Annotated in this window: 11 protein-coding genes; 10 read left to right on the forward strand and 1 reads right to left on the reverse strand. The window is 47.4% G+C overall.

Going from position 1 to position 19,871, the window contains the following annotated elements:
* The 8 genes from KBW69_RS11070 to miaB form a co-directional block, all read left to right on the forward strand.
* The coding region (locus KBW69_RS11070) for a VCBS domain-containing protein (RefSeq protein WP_257280885.1) at positions 1 to 5,054 on the forward strand (5,054 nt) is incomplete at its 5' end.
* Between the two features lie 74 nt (positions 5,055 to 5,128).
* Positions 5,129 to 7,312, forward strand: a complete 2,184-nt coding sequence (locus KBW69_RS11075; RefSeq protein ID WP_257280886.1) for a type I secretion system permease/ATPase — start codon at positions 5,129 to 5,131, stop codon at positions 7,310 to 7,312.
* Positions 7,309 to 8,634 carry an HlyD family type I secretion periplasmic adaptor subunit gene (locus KBW69_RS11080; RefSeq protein ID WP_257275921.1) on the forward strand — a complete coding sequence of 442 codons (1,326 nt, stop codon included), beginning with the start codon at positions 7,309 to 7,311 and terminating at the stop codon, positions 8,632 to 8,634. Before KBW69_RS11075 ends, KBW69_RS11080 begins: the two co-directional genes overlap by 4 nt.
* Before the next feature lie 51 nt (positions 8,635 to 8,685).
* Positions 8,686 to 10,020: a TolC family outer membrane protein gene (locus KBW69_RS11085; protein WP_257280887.1), complete on the forward strand. Its 1,335-nt coding sequence runs from the start codon at positions 8,686 to 8,688 to the stop codon at positions 10,018 to 10,020.
* 160 nt (positions 10,021 to 10,180) lie between these two features.
* Positions 10,181 to 11,734, forward strand: coding sequence for a zinc finger, RING-type domain-containing protein (locus tag KBW69_RS11090; protein ID WP_257280888.1), 1,554 nt, complete (start codon positions 10,181 to 10,183; stop codon positions 11,732 to 11,734).
* A 141-nt stretch (positions 11,735 to 11,875) separates the two neighbouring features.
* Positions 11,876 to 12,040 (forward strand): hypothetical protein, encoded by a 165-nt coding sequence (locus tag KBW69_RS11095; RefSeq protein WP_257280889.1) that lies wholly within the window; start codon positions 11,876 to 11,878, stop codon positions 12,038 to 12,040.
* 257 nt (positions 12,041 to 12,297) lie between these two features.
* A complete protein-coding gene (locus KBW69_RS11100) occupies positions 12,298 to 13,473 on the forward strand; it encodes a hypothetical protein (protein ID WP_257274632.1) in 1,176 nt (391 codons plus the stop codon).
* A 246-nt stretch (positions 13,474 to 13,719) separates the two neighbouring features.
* Positions 13,720 to 15,075, forward strand: a complete 1,356-nt coding sequence (miaB, locus tag KBW69_RS11105; protein WP_257280891.1) for a tRNA (N6-isopentenyl adenosine(37)-C2)-methylthiotransferase MiaB — start codon at positions 13,720 to 13,722, stop codon at positions 15,073 to 15,075.
* A gap of 152 nt (positions 15,076 to 15,227) precedes the next feature.
* On the opposite strand, the gene KBW69_RS11110 is transcribed toward miaB, so the two are convergent.
* On the reverse strand, positions 15,228 to 17,018 hold the full coding sequence (locus tag KBW69_RS11110) for a hypothetical protein (protein WP_257280892.1): 1,791 nt from the start codon (positions 17,016 to 17,018) through the stop codon (positions 15,228 to 15,230).
* Positions 17,019 to 18,063: 1,045 nt separating this feature from the next.
* Between KBW69_RS11110 and KBW69_RS11115 the strand changes: the two genes are divergently transcribed.
* Both KBW69_RS11115 and dapB read left to right on the forward strand, forming a co-directional pair.
* Positions 18,064 to 18,474 (forward strand): RING finger domain-containing protein, encoded by a 411-nt coding sequence (locus KBW69_RS11115; RefSeq protein ID WP_257280893.1) that lies wholly within the window; start codon positions 18,064 to 18,066, stop codon positions 18,472 to 18,474.
* Positions 18,475 to 18,964: 490 nt separating this feature from the next.
* On the forward strand, positions 18,965 to 19,702 hold the full coding sequence (gene dapB, locus KBW69_RS11125) for a 4-hydroxy-tetrahydrodipicolinate reductase (RefSeq protein ID WP_257280894.1): 738 nt from the start codon (positions 18,965 to 18,967) through the stop codon (positions 19,700 to 19,702).
* Positions 19,703 to 19,871 lie beyond the last annotated feature (169 nt).

Raw genomic sequence — 19,871 nt, forward strand, 5'->3', positions numbered from 1 at the left:
CTGGCGCAACGACCAGCAACAGCCTGACCGATACCATTCAGATTCAGAGTGCGGATGGCACAACGCATGATGTTGTTATCACCATTAACGGCTCTAACGATGGCCCGGTACTAAACGCCATTTCCGCCGCTTCTGCAACAGAAGGTGCCAGCCAGTTGACCACGGGAAGTATTACTTCCGCCGATGTCGATAAGGGCGACACTGCAACTTACTCCACCACGGCGACAATTGCAGGGTTCGCATTGAATGCCGATGGCACTTACTCTTTCGACCCGGCCGATCCGGCTTACGATGGCTTGGCTCTGGGCGATACGCAAAGAATCGTGATCCCGGTCACGGTGACTGACGGTAGTGGCGCTTCTGACACTAAAGCTTTGGTGGTGGCGGTTAGCGGTACCAACGACGCACCCGTGCTTGATCAGATACAGGCGCAAAGCGCGACGGAAGATGGCAGCCAACTTAGCGGGCGGGTCACTTCACAAGATCCGGATAACCATGCATCCGTCACTTATTCAATCGCTACTCCTGTGGATGGCTTCACACTCAACAGGGATGGTCAATATACTTTTGATCCGAGCCATGCCACTTACCAGTCCATTGCGGCCGGTCAGGATAAAACAGTGACTATCCCCATTACGGTTACTGATCAACATGGAGCCACAGACACGCAAAATCTGGTCATTACTCTTCAGGGTCAATCGGATGTTGCAGTGATTGCCGGAGCAGACTCCGGAAGCGTCACTGAGGATTCTTCATTACAAGTCACTGGTACCCTGAGTATCAGCGATAAAGATGCAGGGCAGGATCACTTCCGGGCAGGTAACTTCACAGCAACCCATGGCAACTTACACCTTAATGCTAATGGTCACTGGACTTACAACCTGGATAACGCCCATGCCGACGTTCAGGCGCTGGGGGCTGGCGCAACGACCACCAACAGCGTGACCGATACGATCCGGATTCAGAGTGCGGATGGCACAACGCATAATATTGTTATCACCATTAACGGTTCTAACGATGGCCCGGTGCTGAACGCCATTTCCGCTGCCTCTGCAATAGAAGGTGCCAGCCAGCCGACCACAGGAAGCATTGGTTCTGGCGATGTCGATACCGGCGACACTGCAACCTACTCCACCACAGCGACAGTGGCAGGATTTACGTTGAATGCCGATGGCACTTACTCTTTCGACCCGGCCGATCCGGTCTACGATGGCCTGGCTCAGGGCGATACGCAAAGAATCGTGATCCCGGTCACGGTGACTGACGGTAGTGGTGCTACTGATACTAAAGCCTTGGTGATGGCGGTTAGCGGTACCAACGACGCACCCGTGCTTGATCAGATACAGGCACAAAGCGCGACAGAAAATGGCAGCCAACTTAGCGGGCAGGTCACTTCAAAAGACCCGGATAACCATGCATCCGTCGCTTATTCAATCACTACCCCGGTTGATGGATTCACGCTTAACAAGAATGGTCAATATACTTTTGATCCGGGCCATGCCGCGTACCAGTTCCTTGCGGCCGGTCAGGATAAAACGGTGACTATCCCCATTACGGTTACCGATCAACATGGTGCCACCGATACCCGGAATCTGGTTATTACTGTACACGGTCAACCTAATGCTGCGGTGATTTCCGGAGCAGACTCCGGTAGCGTCACCGAGGATGCTTCATTACAGGCCACTGGTATCCTGAGTATCACTGATAAGGATGCGGGGCAGGATCATTTCCAGTCGGGTAATTACAACGCGACCCATGGCTCCTTACACCTTAATGCTGATGGTCACTGGGCTTACAACCTGGATAACACCCATGCCGACGTTCAGGCACTGGGGGCTGGCGCAACGACCACCAACAGCCTGACCGATACAATCCGGATTCAGAGTGCGGATGGCACAACGCATAATATTGTTATCACCATTAACGGTTCTAACGATGGCCCGGTACTGAACGCCATTTCCACCGCCTCTGCAACAGAGGGAGCCAGCCAGCTGATCACTGGCAGCATTACCTCCACCGATGTCGATACGGGCGACACCGCAAGCTACACCACCACAACGAAAGTGGCAGGGTTTACGTTGAATGCCGATGGCACTTACTCTTTCGACCCGGCCGATCCGGCCTACGATGGCTTGGCTCATGGCGATACGCAAAGAATCGTGATCCCGGTCACGGTGACTGACGGTAGTGGCGCTTCTGATACCAAAGCCTTGATGATGGCGGTTAGTGGTACCAACGACGCACCAACAGTCTCTTCAACAGTCGTTTTGCCCGCAGGTACAGAAGATCAGTTGGTTACCCTACAGGCGTCAGACCTTCTGGCTCACGCGACTGATGTGGATCATCGTGCCCGACTTAGTATTCACAACCTGTCAGCAGACCATGGTCGGATTACTGATAACCGTAACGGCACATACACCTTCACCCCGACTACAAATTACAACGGCCCGGTGCAATTTAGCTATGAAGTGCAGGACGAGCATCAAGCCTCTGTTGCCCAAACGGCTTCTATGAATCTGGCGGCTGTTGATCATCTTTCGATTATATCCGGAAATACTGTTGCCACCGTTGCTGAAGGTGACATTGGTGATATCAATAATGTTAGAGGCATGCTCACTATTAGTGATGTTGATGTTGGTGATAATCCCGTTTTCCCGAATGTGTCGCCCACGGCAACGACCTATGGTCATTTCACCATGGTTAATGGCTTGTGGACCTATCTGCTTGACCAGAGCAAGGTGCAGGATCTAAACCCGTCTGCTGCGGATGCCAGCAAGCGCCAGGTCACAGACTCTTATACATTTACGGCCAGTGATGGCAATGCTCAAACCGTTAATATCACCATCACGGGTACTAATGATGCGCCCACGATTGCGACGGTTGCTCTAAGTGGTACTGAAGACATACCTTATACCTTCAGTGCCGGTGACTTTGGCTTTCAGGATGTGGACGCAGGTGCAGTTTTGGACCATCTCACCATCACCCGGCTGCCTGACGCCAATGAGGGCAAACTCCAGTTAAATGGTGCAGATGTCACTGCCGGACAGAATATAGTGACCGGTGATATCCCCAACTTAGTATTCACCCCGGTCGCCAATTTTCACGGCGATGTGCATTTTGCTTATACCGTTAACGATGGTACGGCAGATTCAGCCGTTGCTACCGGCAACATCAGTGTTTCGAGTATTGTTGATGCCGCTGACATTTCGACAAGTGCCCCACCTGCAGGAGATGAAGATAAGGCCATCGCACTAAACCTGATTGTTGCATCACACGGTGATACCCCGGAAAGCATTACCCTCAAAGGTTTTTTAGCAGGTACTCAGTTTTCATCAGGTCATAGCGATGGTTCCGGTGGGTGGGTGGTAAATGCGGGCGATGTCTCATCATTGACTTTAACACCTCCGGTGAATTATCAGGGCTCCATGCCGTTATACGTCAGTGCAACGACAAGTGATGGCAGCCAATCTGTTACCTCTCCTCCCCAAGCTGTTTCGGTCACGGCCAACCCGGTAACCGATGCAGCGTCAGTTGATTTAAATTTTACCGCTGAGCAAAAAGTTATGACCTTTGGCAATGCGGGAACCGGGGGGGTTTTGAACCAGGGTCAGCTTGATACACCAGATCATATTACAAAGTTGGCCGTTGAGTTTGACGTTATCGGTAGTCAGCAAGTTGCCACAAGTGCTCATCATGGGGCTACGTTTCTAAGTTATGCCGTCCCCGCAGATCCAAATGAGTTTTTTGTCTGGAGACCAGATAACCTGACCCTTGGAATAGGCCACCATGAGTACGCTACCGGCATCGATACAACTGACGGAAATAGCCATCGCTACTCAATATTATGGGACTCAGTGACTGGTCACCTGGATCTTCTTGTCGATGGCCAAAGCGCGTATAGTCATGACAACGTCGCAACAGGGTATCAGATCCCGGGGCATGGCGTTTTTGCTCTTGCCCAGGATCAGGATCATTATGCAGAAGAGTCGGGGCCCGCTGCCACAGGGAACCATGGATTTAACCCTAATGATGCCTATCATGGTCAGATATTCAGCGCAGCGATGGCTGCTAATGTCGATGTTGACAAAACTCTGTTGGCTCATTCTCCCCTTGGCAAAGTTATATCAAAAAGTGCAGGCCTGGTTTTTGATATACAAGCAGATCAGGCTGGCACACCCGTCGATGTAACGGGTCACCATCAGTTGTCTCAGGCCGGAGCATTGACCGAACAGAAAGTATTAGTCGATACCAATATCGCTACTCCAAATAGCTCAGCACTATTGCATTTACAGCCAATGATAACACCACCTGCTGATCCGCAAGACCATATCAGTAAGATTGAACTCACAGGTTTTGATGTCGGAACGGTATTAAGTGATGGCCGTGGTCACACTCATACTGTTAGCCGAATGACAGAACATATCGATGTTCAAAACTGGACGACCACCAGCGTGACAGCACAGTTACCCGGTGGGAATGCACAAAATATGGATATCCGGCTAGTCGTAACAACCACCGGTGCAGGAGGTGATGCTGTGAGTGAACATTCTGCACCGCTGATAATGGACCCGACTCAGCCCTTGCCAGCCCCCCCGATTTCGAACCATGATCAGGCTCCAGACATTAGAAGCTCTGACGTTACCGACCAACTTGATATACGGGCACATGAAGGTAGCCTTTCCGATAAAGAACCTCAAATCAATCTGGAGTCACTGCGTGATCAAAATCAACCCCATGCTCTGGCCTCAGGTGATATCGACAGAGCTCAGCTTGTAAATGCCGGGTTCGTCCTTAGCGGAGCTTCCGAAAATGAAGCCGGGGGCTCCTTACTGCGTCAGGTTGAGCAACATCTCAATGAAAAACAAAGCAAGAAGAGTGATGAACAAAGCGTTTCGAATGAGATAAAAGGCGAATCATCACCGTCGACTGATGAAAAGCTTTTGGCAAGCAGAACTGCAGATACTGACCATGGTGATGCAACCATAGGAAGCTCAGGCTCGCACATAGATAGTTTGGTACCAAAGCCCACTGATGACTCCTTACCACTGATTTAACGGCACAACTGACAATCGTTGCAGACGTTGATCGCAGATAAGAACAGTTCCCACACTCAAACTTTGGAGAATAAATGGCAGATCAGAACAGCAATGTGGTCACTGATCGATGGGATACGGGATCTCCGGAGCCGACACACTTTGATGCCTTGCTCGACAGTTTGGTTATCGTGACCAAGTTATATGATAGACCAAGTACGGTGACTGCCTTGAGCGCTGGCTTGCCTTTGATTGAGAATAAGCTCACCCCCGCCCTGCTGCCACGGGCGGCAGAGCGGGCCAGTTTATCTGCGCGCTTATTAAATCGCGAACTCGATGCAATACTTCCCGAAGTCTTGCCTGCTATTTTGTTGCTTCATAATGGCAATGCCTGTGTGCTGACCAAGCTCGACATTACAGCGAATAAGGCCACAATTATTCGCCCGGAAGCTGGCTTTGGTATGTCTGAAATGGACCTTGATGATCTGCGTGTGTTGTACACCGGCTTCAGTTTTTTCATTAAACGTGATTACAAGTTTGATAAAGACCGTCGTCTGATGACCGGTGAAGCAGGCAAGCATTGGTTTTGGGACACCTTGCGATTGTCTTTCCCAATTTATCGTGATGTGCTCATTGCTTCTGTTGTTATTAATTTATTTGTACTCTCTACCCCCTTTTATGTCCGAAATATTTATGATCGGGTCGTCCCTAACTCAGCCTTTGATACCTTATGGGCATTTTCAATTGGGATAGCCATTATTTTTTCCTTCGATCTTTTGCTTAAATTGATCCGAACCTTTTTCCTGGATGTTGCGGGAAGGAAGTCGGACGTCATTCTTTCTTCCAGGATTTTTGCTCATGTTCAGGCTTTGAAATTAGAACACCGACCCAGATCAGTGGGTTCATTTGCTAAAAGGGTGAGCGAATTTGAGAGTATTCGAGATTTTATCACTTCTGCAACACTGACTACATTGGTTGATATACCTTTTGTAATTATTTTCCTGATCGCCATTTATATATTCAGTGGCTACCTCGCTATTGTTCCGGTGGTTTCAATTTTTATTATTTTAGTCATCACTCTGTTGATCCGCCGACCTGTTGATGAGGCTATCTCCCATAGCTATGGTGCATCCGCGCTAAAGAATGGTTTGCTGATTGAGACCCTTAATGGCCTGGAAACTGTTAAAAGTAACCGAATGGAGGGGTTAAATCAGCGAAAGTGGGAACAGAATGTTGGCGAAGCTTCATACTGGAGCAACCGTTCCCGGCTTTATTCAACGTTTGGTACAAGCACGTCTGGCTTTATCCAGCAAATGACGACAGTTGCCTTACTTATTGTGGGTGTCTATGAAATTGCGAACCATGACCTGACCATGGGCGGGTTGATTGCAGTAAGCATGTTAACAGGGCGTGTAATTTCTCCAATGACGCAGGTAGCAGGCTTAATCGCACGATGGGGACAAACCAAAGAAGCATACAACGGCATTGCCGGTATTATGGCAATGCCTGTCGAGCGCGAAGATGAAAAACAGTACCTTCAGTGTGACCTTACTGAGGGCCATTTTCAGCTTGAAAATGTTTCGTTAACGTTTCCTGAGCATACCGTTCCTGTGATCAAATCGGTGTCAATAAATATTCCCGCAGGAAGTCGATTGGCGGTAATCGGTCGTATTGGCTGTGGAAAAACCACTCTGCTCAGGCTTTTAATGGGACTTTATACGCCTACCGAAGGTGTCATTAAGCTTGATGGTATCGATATTCGTCAGCTTGATCCAAGTGACCTGCGCAAAATGACAGGCTGTGTTGAGCAGCAACCTACCCTATTCTCTGGAACGATTCGTGACAACATCGCCACGGGTACACCCTACGCTACCGACGCACAGATTCTTAAAGCCGCTGAGATGGCGGGCGTCGTCGAATTTACAGCAACTCACCCGGAGGGCTTGAACCGGGAGTGCGGTGAGCAAGGCAGAATGCTTTCCGGAGGACAACGACAGTGCGTGGCTCTCGCTCGCGCTTTGCTCCGAGATCCAAAAATTCTGATCTTTGACGAGCCAACCAGCGCACTTGATCAAGACTCGGAAAGGAAACTTATACAGCGCCTTAACCGGCTGGCACCTGATAAAACCATCATTGTTTTTACACAACGGCTTGCCATATTGAGTTTACTCGATTCCATCGCAGTTATGGATGATGGCGAGATACTGATGAAAGGCACGAAACAAGAAATTCTTGATCAGCTTGCGGGTGAGCCTCCCGGCCAGAAGAGAGCTGTATGAGTTTATCAAGGCTAAAAGGCAAATCATTCACTCAAGCCGATCTCGATTTTATTACGGACGCCTCCCAAGGCGAGTTAATGCGGACACCGTCTGCAGCCAGAGTGACGCTCTGGATATTGTTTGCCATGGTGTTGTTTTTGCTCCTTTGGGCCTATTTCGCCAACATCAATGAGATCGTTCGCGGCCAGGGTAAAGCGATCCCGATTAGCCGTACACAAGTCATTCAAAACCTCGAAGGCGGTACAATTAAAGCAATCCACGTGCGTGAAGGACAGTCTGTTATGCAGGGGGAGTTGCTCATGGAGCTTGATCCAACGGTAGCGAGTGGTTCATTGACACAATCGGTCGTGGAGACTTCATCGTTGCTTGCAGAAGAAACTCGCCTTGCGGCAGAAGTCGCAGGCACTCGCCCTGAATTCGCCCCTGAACAAGTTGCCACCCACAACACTTTTATCGACACGCAGTTAAAGCTTTATAAAGTGAGACAGGATGAGCTTCATATGCAGCTTGATAATATCTATCTGAAAACAAGTAAGGCTCGCCAGGAACTTGTCTCAGCTCAACAGCAGGCGGAAGACCAGCAGCGCCAGGTTGATTTGATCCGGCAGCAGCTCAAAATGAACGAGCCCTTACTTAAAATGGGTGCGGTGTCTGAGTCTGCTGTGATTGATATTAAACAACGACTCAGTCAAGCACAATCAGAGGTTAATAAAACAAACAATCAGATCCCAAAGCTGAAAGCAGAGATTCAGCGTCTCAAGAAAGAAGAAGGCAGTACTTTGTCAGGCTTCCGGGCAGAAGCTCAGGAACAGCTATCTGAAGTACGAACGCGTCTTGGTATTGCCCGTGGTAAAAAAACCGTCAATGAGGCAAGCGTTCAAAACACCGAACTGCATTCGCCGGTTGATGGGGTGATTCAAAAATTGTATGTCACAACGATTGGCGGTGTCGCAAAGCCAGGGGCTGAGCTTATTGATATTGTGCCAGTGGATGATGAGCTAATGGTTGAGGTCAAGGTAAAACCGAAAGATATTGGTTTTGTGCAGCACGGCCAGCATGCAAAAGTGAAAATTTCGGCGTTTGATTTTGCGGTTTATGGTGGTCTCGATGGCAGAGTACAGACCATTTCCGCTGACTCAATTACTGACCAGCATGGCAATAGTTATTACATAGTCAAAGTCAGAGTCGAAAAAGCATACTTTGGAGAGGGTAACAGCCACCTGAATATCATTCCTGGCATGCAAGCAACTGTCGACATTAGCGTAGCAGAACGCAGCGTATTGCAGTACATCATGAAGCCACTATTGAGAGCTTTACAGTGATGACCATCTAACGCAGTGGCGATTATATGTTTATATTCGGAGCTGATAACAATGAAGCCAACATTACGCACCACGCTTATCGTTCTTGGTATGTTCTGGTGGAACAACACTTGTGCACAAAGCCTGGAGCAAACGGTTAATGATGCCATACAGACCAATCCGGATATGGCTGCAACGTTACAGGCTTACTACGCATCGCAGGCTGAACTTGACATTGCCGAGGGCAGGTTCCTGCCAAGTATTGATTTGAGTGCTGATGGTGGGCGGGAAGATCTGGACCGGGCTAATGTTGGAGAAACCGATCAAACTCGCAAGCAGGCCAGACTGAAATTCTCACTCCCGCTGTTTCGTGGCTTTGCCAATACCAGTGAATACTCGCGCGCTGACTTCAACATGCGGGCTCATTATTATCAGACACTGGCACAGGCTGAATCACTCGCTTTACAGGTGGCGCAAGCCTATACCAATGTAATGAATGCTCAAGAGGTGCTGCGTTTGTCGCAAGAAAACCTGAAGCAACATCTCGAAACTTACGATATGGTGGCTGCACGCAAGCGACAGGGCATATCCGATAAATCCGACCTTACACAAATTAAAGGTCGCATTGCCAGAGTCAGAGCTAATTTACTTGCAGCCCACAACAACCTGTCCGATGCAGAAACCTTATACAAGCAGCTCACTGGTAACCAACCTGGCAACTTTATCCGTCCAGAGGTTAATCAGTCTTACTTACCTGAAAGCCATGATCGAGCCGTTGAATTAGCACTTCAGAATAATCAGCTGCTCATCGCCAGCAAACTTGATGTGAATGCTTCAGCAGCCAATGTCAAGGGGGTTCGTTCTGAAAACTATCCCAGCTTTGACTTAGTCGCAGATCGTAGTTGGAAAGATAATGTGTCTGGTTTTGATGGTCGGGAAGACGAATGGCGAATGCTTGTAGAAATGAACTGGAACCTCTACTCCGGGGGACAAAGCAGCTCTCGTTATCGTCGTGCTCTTTACCGGGAGGAAGCCTCTCGGATGCTTTCGAATAGGGTTTATCGAGAGGTGCAGGCCAATGCGCAGTCATCGTGGGACGCTTTCGAAACACTGAAGCAATCACGCGTCCATTTGCGTGATTATGTTGAGCAATCTAAAGAGAGTGTGAAGTTATATCTGGCGCAGTTTAAGGCTGGTCAGCGCACTTTATTGGATTTACTTGATACTCAGAACGAGCTGTTTGAAGCACGCAAGCGATACCTCGCTGCTGATTATCATTACATTTATGCCCAATACCGTGTCCTTGCGAGCATAAGCAATATCCTGAGCGCGATGCGAATCAATACTATGCTGCCACTTTTGCAAAAAGGGCCACGAAAAACAATTCCACAAGTAGATGAAACGTGAAGGAACTTGTTATTGCCAGGCTGCTGAGGCCCGGCATCCTTTTCTGGATTAAGCGAGAGCGGCTGCCAGGCATGCTGCCTGATGGCCAGTAGGCCCAGTGTCACCAGAGATTCTGTGAGAGTGGAGGTTTGTTCTGGCAGACGGTAGGCAGCCACTTCCCTTGGATCCGCAAAAGGCTACCGGGCTGAAGTCAGGCAATCACCCGCTTCTTCAGGTTTCATCGGATTATCCTTTTATTATCACTGGCTCAAAACCTGTGGCCGACCCGCATACCCTTTGTCAGCCTATAGACACTCCTGAGAACAGAACCTGGCAATGCTCTGGCCTGGAGTCCATCACCAGCGTGGCGCTCGACACCGGAGAGCCTCTTTACCTGAAAACCGATCCTCACCAGAGTATTGTCCTGCACTACAACCATGGATCCGAGCTGTTATTTCCGGAATACAACCTCTCCGATTACCGAACTTTTTTTAAAAAGCAGCAAGCTGAAAGAGAACGAATTCTTAAAATTACTATCAAAAAAATGCCCACAAACAGGCTGAAGATAAAGATCGCCGGAGAAGTAATAGACGACGACAGTTCCCGAAGGATGCACATTGCAAAAACCGAGGGAATCTCCGTCAGGGAGCAAAAAGACATTGAGGAGGAATATAAACGACGCCGTGAAGATTCTCACACCCAGTCAGACCGCTCTGTTATGGAACAACTTCATCTTATTGATACTGACTTGTGCCTGGCAACCACCATGGAAGCCTGCCGGGAGGTTCTGTCCAAAATAGTCACCAGCGTAACGACCAGATCAGGCATAACCTATGCAAACACCAACCCCCCATCGCAGAAGAAAACACAAGGCGCTCCGAAAGGACGCAAACGCAAACGCTCCGGTGAAGGTCGGTCTGTTATCGCAGAAGCTGACAGCACAACTCAGGATCCGGAACCACCTGCTAAAATACAAAAGCTCCAACAAGTCGGCTCTGAACCCGAATTGACAAAAGACGACCCTCAACAGCTGTTAAACCATTATCTTGAGGGATTCCATATTATGCACACTCCCAAAGATAACTTTTGCTGGCTACATGCCATCCATTTATCCGGAGGTCGAAGCGTCTCCTCACTGATTCAAATACTCAAAGTCATGATTAACCATTCTTTAAATGATGATCAGCAGGAACCGGACACTGAACTTTCAGATTTTCTATCAGGCTGGGTAACGGCAAAGGGCTTGGAAAAGGTCCAACTGGTCAGGCAACAACTCCTCGAAAATAAATGGCCAGACTTCGATATTTTATTGCCACTGCTGAGCTACCTGTTCAAGAAAACATTTGTCGTTGTCAATCTGCAGGCCAGTGGCTTGACTCAGGATCAGGTTTTCACCTACGCCACTTCTGGTGATGTTGAAGTCCACGTAGTCTCACAAGCATCGGCTATCAATACCTCAGAGGAAACGGTATATCTGGGACTTCTACTCAGGGATAATCACTTTGTTGGTATTCGGCCTGACACCCGGAATGACGATCTTTCACATCGCTGCCCTGTTTGCCTGGACAAGTTTACCAAAAGCAGTGTTGTCAAGATTACCAGTTGCTTTCACTACTTGTGTGGTGCGTGTTTTAAAAAATTCAACAAACCTCAAACGTCCGAATGCCCCGAATGCGGAACGAAACTTGAAATCACCATTGATCTGCCCAGATGGAAATGCCCCGTATGCAGGTAGCAACAGGAGTTTATTGAGCCCGAGGATCACCAATAGCCGTATTGCATGAGCCAGTCAACGTCCCAAAATGTAAATACTGAACAAAGGTGAATGCAGCTCATCCTTCCAGGGCATACCATCTTCAGGTTTCCCCAGAGGCTGATGCCAGGCCAGTACCTTGAGACCCGATTGAGAAAACACGCTGCGGTAGTCTTCATCGGTCCAGAAGAAATCTTCAAAAACCACCCCTTAGCCTGCCACAGAGCATTTAACACGACAGCCACTGGCAAGCGCCCTGTTTTCGGGAAAATCATTATTGACCATTAAAAGGGTCGATAACCCTCCTGAGTTTACCCTGGAAAATCTGTCGTGCATAAAAAAGGCAGCTGGCATGTCACAGACAGGGCAGTCATGAGCTAATGAAAAGCGAGTCTGCATGGATGAAATACACTGGTGTTAAGACTGAATCCGATATTCAACGGCGGAATTTGACAGATCCGACAATCTAACCTAATTACTCTATCTGTTCCGTTTTCCTCTCAACACCTTGCGTGTTCATTTCTCAAACCCTCTTTAGGCTCGCCATGAATACACGACTCTCACTGTTTATTGCTTTATTTTTGTCACTTTCTGTCGCTCATGCTTCTGCCGACAAAGAATGTTCTGACATTAACACTCTGGGCCTGAAGGAGAAGGAGCAAAGGTTGACTGATATGAAAGAGCGCTTTATCGGCACCCTCAAGCCATGGAAACATCTGGATCATATTCGTGAAGAGACCACCAAGCTCTCGCAACTGGATGAAGCAGGGGATCTTACCCTGCAGAGCATCCCTGACATCATTCAAAAAAATTATCCGGAAGTGCCCAAAACCGTTCAGGAAGATATCACTGAGCAGATAGAAGAACTCGACAGAGTGGCAGACTGTTTCCACCTCGGTAAACGAAGCAAAGACTCTCTGATGAAACTGCGTTACCGCAGAGTCAGGGAAACCGGTAGCCCCTATATTGGCTTTCTGTTACCAAAGGAGCGGGATCAGCCCCGCAAAGCGAAAGTAGCCAGTGCTTCATCCTGCCAGGATAAACACTGCGACTTCACCATAAAGAATGTCGATGACCTGGATAAAGATGTCATCCTGCTGGTTTATCGCCCTGCCCGACTCAGTACTCCGGTGGTCCATACAAAACCTATTGTCGACCCCAATACCACCGCCACAGAACGCCTGCCTGAACGTGCTTATCTTCTGGAGCTGAACCTCCGGAAGGTCGGCGAATATTTCACTAAGCCTGAGATCTACATGCATCTGACCTATTACAATGGCGACCAGCCAATTCGTGAAGATACGATTGAAATCCCCTGGGCAAAAGAAAAAGGCGTCAATAAAGGCAAAACAGAGCTGATTATCTGGTTAGATGCAGACTCTGTGCAACTGACTCTGATGGAAAATGACTGGGAAATCCCCTTCAGACTGATCGGCAAAATTCTCAGCAAGGCTGTAGCCATCGGAATGCAGATGGCCAGCGCCAGTTATCCTGAAATAGACCATATCCAGAATGCCCTTGGCACCCTCAGTAATCGCTCTTCAGCAGAAGAAACAGACTTCTACGATGCCCTGGACAGGACGAATGCAGACGACCTTCTGGATACCGTTCGCCTGCAAAGAACCAACGTACAAAGTTATGTCATTATGAACACCGGGATAGTAAAAATGACACTGATGCCTGTCTACACCCCCAAAACAGGATTAAATGACGAACTGTAATCGGGTGCTTATCACGTAATCCCTTCATGGAGTGTCAGAGATATTGCTCACTACCTTCCGGTGCTCACTGCCGCTATAATGGCCAGCTTTCAACAGCCAGATCAGTCATCACTGGTTTTGCTATCCTGAGTCACCTGATGCCTGAATATAGCAGCTTCAAGGTCTCAGGCCCGTTACACAGCAGACAGGAATCCGGTTTTGGCGTCTGAAAAAATCACAACAGACGTGAGCCCAGAAAGCGAAACCATGAGCGCAACAAAAAAGCTTTATATCAAGACCCACGGTTGCCAGATGAACGAGTACGACTCAGCCCGAATGGCTGATCTGCTCGGAGAAACCCACACCCTGGAGTTGACAGACAATCCGGAAGAAGCCGATGTTGTGCTGGTTAACACCTGCTCTGTCAGGGAAAAAGCCCAGGAAAAGCTCTTCCATCAGTTGGGTCGCTGGAAAAAACTGAAAGAAGCCAATCCCGACCTGGTGATTGGAGTGGGAGGCTGCGTAGCCAGCCAGGAAGGGGAAGCCATCCGCAAGCGTGCGCCACAGGTAGACGTTGTCTTCGGACCACAAACCCTGCATCGCCTGCCAGAAATGATTGATGCGACCCAGAGCAATCATATTCCCGTGGTCGATGTCACCTTTCCGGAAATTGAAAAGTTTGACCGGCTTCCGGAGCCTTCTGTGGAAGGACCAACCGCTTTCGTTTCTATCATGGAAGGGTGCAGCAAGTACTGTACATTCTGTATCGTCCCCTACACCCGTGGTGAAGAAGTCAGCCGCCCCATGGATGACGTGATTGCCGAATGCGTGGGTCTGGCCGGGAAAGGGGTTCGCGAAATCAATCTGCTGGGTCAGAATGTGAACGCTTATCGTGGCGAAAAAGACGATGGTACTGTTTGTGATCTGGCTGAACTGATCACCATTGTTGCGGCAATAGATGGCATAGATCGCATTCGTTTCACCACGTCTCATCCGAAAGAGTTCTCCCAGAGCCTGATCGATGTTTACGCTGAAGTGCCCGAGCTTGTCAGCCACCTGCACCTTCCTGTTCAGGCCGGATCTGACCGGATTCTCTCCCTGATGAAACGTAACCACGAAGTTGAGATATACCGGGACAAGATTCGTCAGTTGCGTGAACACCGTCCTGACCTGAGTCTCTCTTCAGACTTTATCGTAGGCTTCCCGGGTGAAACCGATGAAGACTTTGAAGACACCATGAACCTGATCAACGAGATCGGTTTCGATGCGTCGTTCAGTTTCATCTACAGCAAACGTCCGGGGACACCAGCATCGGATATGTCCGATGACGTTCCTGAGTCCACCAAAAAGCAGCGACTGCAAATTCTGCAGGAGCGAATCAATCAACAAGCCATGCAAATCAGTCGTCGTTTGGTAGGCAGCACTCAGAAAATTCTGGTAACGGGCTACTCCAAGAAAGACCCTGGTGAACTGAGTGGCCGCACAGAGTGTAATCGTGTCGTTAACTTCAAGTGTGCAGAGCCTCGACTGATTGGTCGATTTGCCGAGGTTGAGATTGTTGAGGCTTTCCCTCACAGTTTGCGTGGCAGCCTGGTTGATTCTGAATTGGGTGTCGTGGCCTGATACTTTGTCAGGATGGCTGGTCTCAAACTCACCGGGTCAGCCATCAATTGTCTTTTCCCGTCTTACTGAACTAATGGCAAGGCGGATGTCCTAAAATGCCGTTTGGGGTGGTTTTTCTACAGACTTGTCAGGTGTTTCCGTAAAAAATAAACTTATGAATAAAATAAGTGTTTAATATTTTTCTGCATTTGTCTGGGAAGCATTGTCAGTTCCTGTCCCCTTGAATTTCTATCTACAGCACAAATGCAGCGATATTCAAGAGGGCGAGCACAAAAATAGGCTTTGTGTTTTTCTAACTCATCGTTAAAGTCACAGTCCAAGTTTGGTTTTTCTGCTGCAGATTCTTCAGATGCATCTTCTTTCAAAACAGGAAGAACTCCATATCTAATAATGCTTCTGAGACCTAACTTAGAATGCTGCTCTGGATACTCTGACATAGCTGTAAGTAGAGGTTTGCCATGACCCATAAGAGAGTCAGGCTCAATTCCATTATTCCTTATTTGTTCAAACGCAAGTTCTCTGAGCTTTGGAAAATCATCCCATTTTTGTAAGCAAAGACTTTCTAGAGCAGTATCACCAGCGCCATTTGCTTCATTGCAATCTGCTCCACACTTAATCAAAAGTTTAATAATGCTTTCCAGCTTTTGGGAACGTTCGTCATCCATAGGGTTACGATCCATTGAATAGATCACATACCTCAATGGACTGATTCCGAATCTATCAGAAATATTAGGATTTAGCCCTTTATGCAACACAGTTTCCCAAGTCATTAAAGAATACCGATCTGGATAAATTGACATACCTAAAAGTAGACGTTCGCCATTAGACATAAGAGAGTCAGATTCAATTCCATTATTTCTTTTTTGTTCAAGCGCAAGTTCTCTGAGCTTTGGAAATTCATCCCATTTTTTTGAGAAAAGTATTTGTAGAGCAGTATCGCCATTGTAATTTGCTTGATTGCAATCTGCTCCATGCTTAATCAAAAGCTCAATAATAGGTACTAGTTCTTCAAAAGGAACATTTTCATTAGTGCTACTTTGTATTACTTCAATCAATGGGATCTCTTCACAATAAGAAATATTAGGATTTATCCCATTGTTCAATACAGTTTCCCAAGCCGTTAAAGAATACCGATCTGGATGAATTGACATAGCAAAAAGTAGAGGTTTGTCATCAAACATAAGAGAATCAGGTTCAATTCCATTATTTCTTACTTGTTCAAACGCAAGTTCTATGAGCTTTGGAAAATTACCCCATTCTTTTGAACAGAGTATTTGTAGAACAGTATCACCAGTGTTATTAAGTTGATTGCAATCTGCTCCACGCTTAATCAAAAGTTCAATAATAGGTGCTAGTTCTTTAAAAGGAACATCGTACTTAGTGCTACTTTGTATTACTTTAATCAATGGGGTCTCTCCAAAATAACCAGAAACATTAGGACTTAGCCCTTTATTCAATACAGCTTCCCAAGCCATTAAAGAACACCGATCTGGATGATGTGACATAGCTAAAAGTAGAGGTTCGCCATCAGACATAAGAGAGTCAGGTTCAATTCCATTATTTCTTACTTGTTCAAAAGCAAGTTCTCTGAGGTGTGGTAAATCATCCCATCTATTTGAGCAAAGCATGTGTAAAGGAGAATGAAGAGAGCCATTTGAATAATTGCAATCCGCCCCATAGCTAATCAAAAGTTTAATAATGCTTACCAGCTTTTCGGAAGGTACGTTATCCGTAGAGCAATAATCTATTGAACGGATCACATACTGCAATGGACTGATCCCAACAGCATCAGAAATATCAGGCTTAATATTTTTCAAAACTTCTTCCCATCTTTCTAAGGAGTATCGCTCAGGACCAATACTCATTAATAGAAGGTCTGCTCTTCCAAGCCCACAATGAGAGTACTGTTGCATACCAACACTTTGACCAATTGCTCCAAACATACTGCATTCCTCCTTCTTTAATTCTCATATCATGACATTTAGATTGTTGGGTAGCTTGTTAGTTTCCCGGATAACCTAACCATATGGTTAAAACACCTAACAGAATTTTTCAGGGACTGTGAACCTCCTCCGTTTTAACAGACACTCAAACCTAACTGAAACGGTCAACTCATGCCTGCTTACAAAAACCGGGAAAAAACTCGCCAGCACACCAACGAATTTCATGTGTCGGCCGTTAGAATGTCCATTAGACCCAACAAAATGATGAAGGATGGCGCAAGATCGAATACTGGTTTACCTACGGGGGACTTCCACCCCATGAGTTCATGCTCATGCCGGACCAAATGCCTCCGGTTCCGTGCCTGGGCGGCATGGCTAAAGCAGGCGTCAGCCCTCCAAAATCGAACCAGGATCAATCTCTTGACATTAAAGGTATATCTTACAAATCCTTCAATGAGGGCAGCTCTTTTTGGTCCTGTTGAGGAAAGCCATGAAGCAATGGGGCCCTGACAGAAACCGCAATCTTCAGTCAGTGGGTACATAATACCGATATAGAAAACTTACACTATGCTCGTTAGAAGGCAGGTGAAGTTGATATAGTTTGGTTAAATCTTGCAACTCAAAAACCTTGCTGGTGTGTCGAAGTAAAGTGGTCTGATTTACCATGTTCTGACTCCAGAGTTCTAAAGGGGATTATCGCGTTCATAAAACAGCATGATTTAGTTGATGGCTTTCTGACACTCCCCGCCCTATCGAGGGTGTCGCAAAACTCCAACAGCTCGTTACCATGCTCTGAGGTCGTCATTCCCGCGAAGGAGGGCGTTGCAAAAGCCCTACTTCGCGGGAATGACGAGAATGAAGGCGGGAATGACGAGAATGAAGGCGGGAATGACGAGAATGAAGGCGGGAATGACGATGACGAGGCATCAGTTCTTCCGCCTGGCATCGTCATGGCTTTTCACAGGGTAAGTCATAAAAATTGGGGAACTTTTCTGCCAGTTTTTTATCTCATTATTTACTAATGAACAGAAATGGAGTTTATTTTATGACAATGAGTGTTGCGGATGCATGTCAAATCTGTTTCGGTTCTTTTAATGAAAAAGATAATGAAGATCTTCGATGTGATAATAAAAAAGTGATTCTTCCGTGCCATGAATCTCATGTTTTTGGAAGAAAATGTATTGCTAAATGGTTTGACCAATCTGAGACTTGTCCTAGTTGTAGGTCTGCAGTGCCGTCATATATTCTTGAGAACATGCCTCGATCATTGCGTGAACGGGTAACCAGAAAATTATCTCAAATTGCTACCTATGCTTTTATTGGTGCTGTTGGCTCTGCTCTTATTGGGGCAACTTTTATTGGTACCTCTGGCATTATTAATATTGCCACTTGTTTGGTTGGGACTGATGATGTTATGACTGTCGGTGTTTTTCAAGATAGTTGTCCCGCAAACTGAATTTTAGGCCGCCTGTTTCAAGCGTGCCTCCGACTCCGGAATTCTCTCCGGGTTCAATGCTACCGCTCCTGCAGGTTGCCAGTTACTGGTTTGCCCTGACCACCGTGAAGGGTTCGCTTCTCGAGCTATGCTGTAAACCCGGTCCCGATGCTCAAGAATCTTTTGATCCCTTTTCTCGTGCCGTTGTACAGGCGTTACAAAGCGGATAGAAGCTTCTGTAAAACAGCAGATTTACGTTTCTTTGAATAGCGAGGCATATTAAACATCCACCACCCACTGTTTAACATTACTGGTTAATCAGTAACCGGGACATTGACAGGCTCAAAGAATAGTACATTGCGTTGAAACTTATTTTCTTTTCTTACAGGCTATCCGGTCGACCATTGACAGTTTCACCTGATCCGCTACAGTGTCCTCACTCCACCTGCATGCCACCTGACGCCCCTCGGGCGGCATTCCCATGACATCAGACAATATTGCGGAGCATACCATGTCAGTTTTGAGAGTCGCTGTGAACGGAGCCAAGGGCAAAATGGGACAAACAGTGGTTGAGTTTGTTCAAAAACACAGCCGTCTGGAACTGGCCGCTACTATCGATCTGGGCGACGATCTGGCCGCGGAAGTGAAAAACAACGCCGCCGATATTGTGGTTGACTTCACCCGTCCGGAAATTCGTATGGAAACCGTGAAGAACACCTTGTTCTCTGGTGCTTCTGCCGTAGTGGGCACCACCGGCTTTACGCCTGACGATCTGGAAACTATTCGTGGCTGGGTCAGGGAAACCGGCAAGGGCTGCTTTATTGCGCCTAATTTCATCGTGGGTAACGTACTCATGCAGCAGTTTGCCAAACAGGCTGCTCGTTATTACGAATACGCTGAGATCATTGAATACCACCACCAGCAAAAAGTGGACTTTCCATCGGGCACGGCCGTAAAAACAGCCGAACTGATGAGCGAAGAGCGCGAGAAATTCAATAGTGGAACTCATGATCAGGTTGCCAACATTGAAGGCTCACGAGGCGGTGATTACAAGGGAATAAAACTTCACGCTATACGTATGCCGGGCTTTGTAGCGTCTCAGGAAGTGATCCTGGGCGACAGTGGTCAATATCTGACCATCCGTCATGATTCCATTGAACGCACGAGCTATATGCCTGGCATTCTTATGGCCAGTGAGTACATTCATGACAAGGCTGAATTGGTTTATGGGCTGGAACATATTCTCTGATCAGAAAGAATGAAGTGATTAACAGATGACATTATCAAAACCTTCGGTAAAATCAGACTTGTCGGCAGTCTGATTCACGCTTTATGCCCGCTATGAGTATCCTGCAAAAGACAGCCATAGCGAATAAACAACCATGGCGAATAAAATGCGGCAAGAATCGGACTGCAGT

It is taken from the genome of Endozoicomonas sp. ISHI1 (assembly GCF_024606225.1).
Classification (GTDB): domain Bacteria; phylum Pseudomonadota; class Gammaproteobacteria; order Pseudomonadales; family Endozoicomonadaceae; genus Endozoicomonas_A.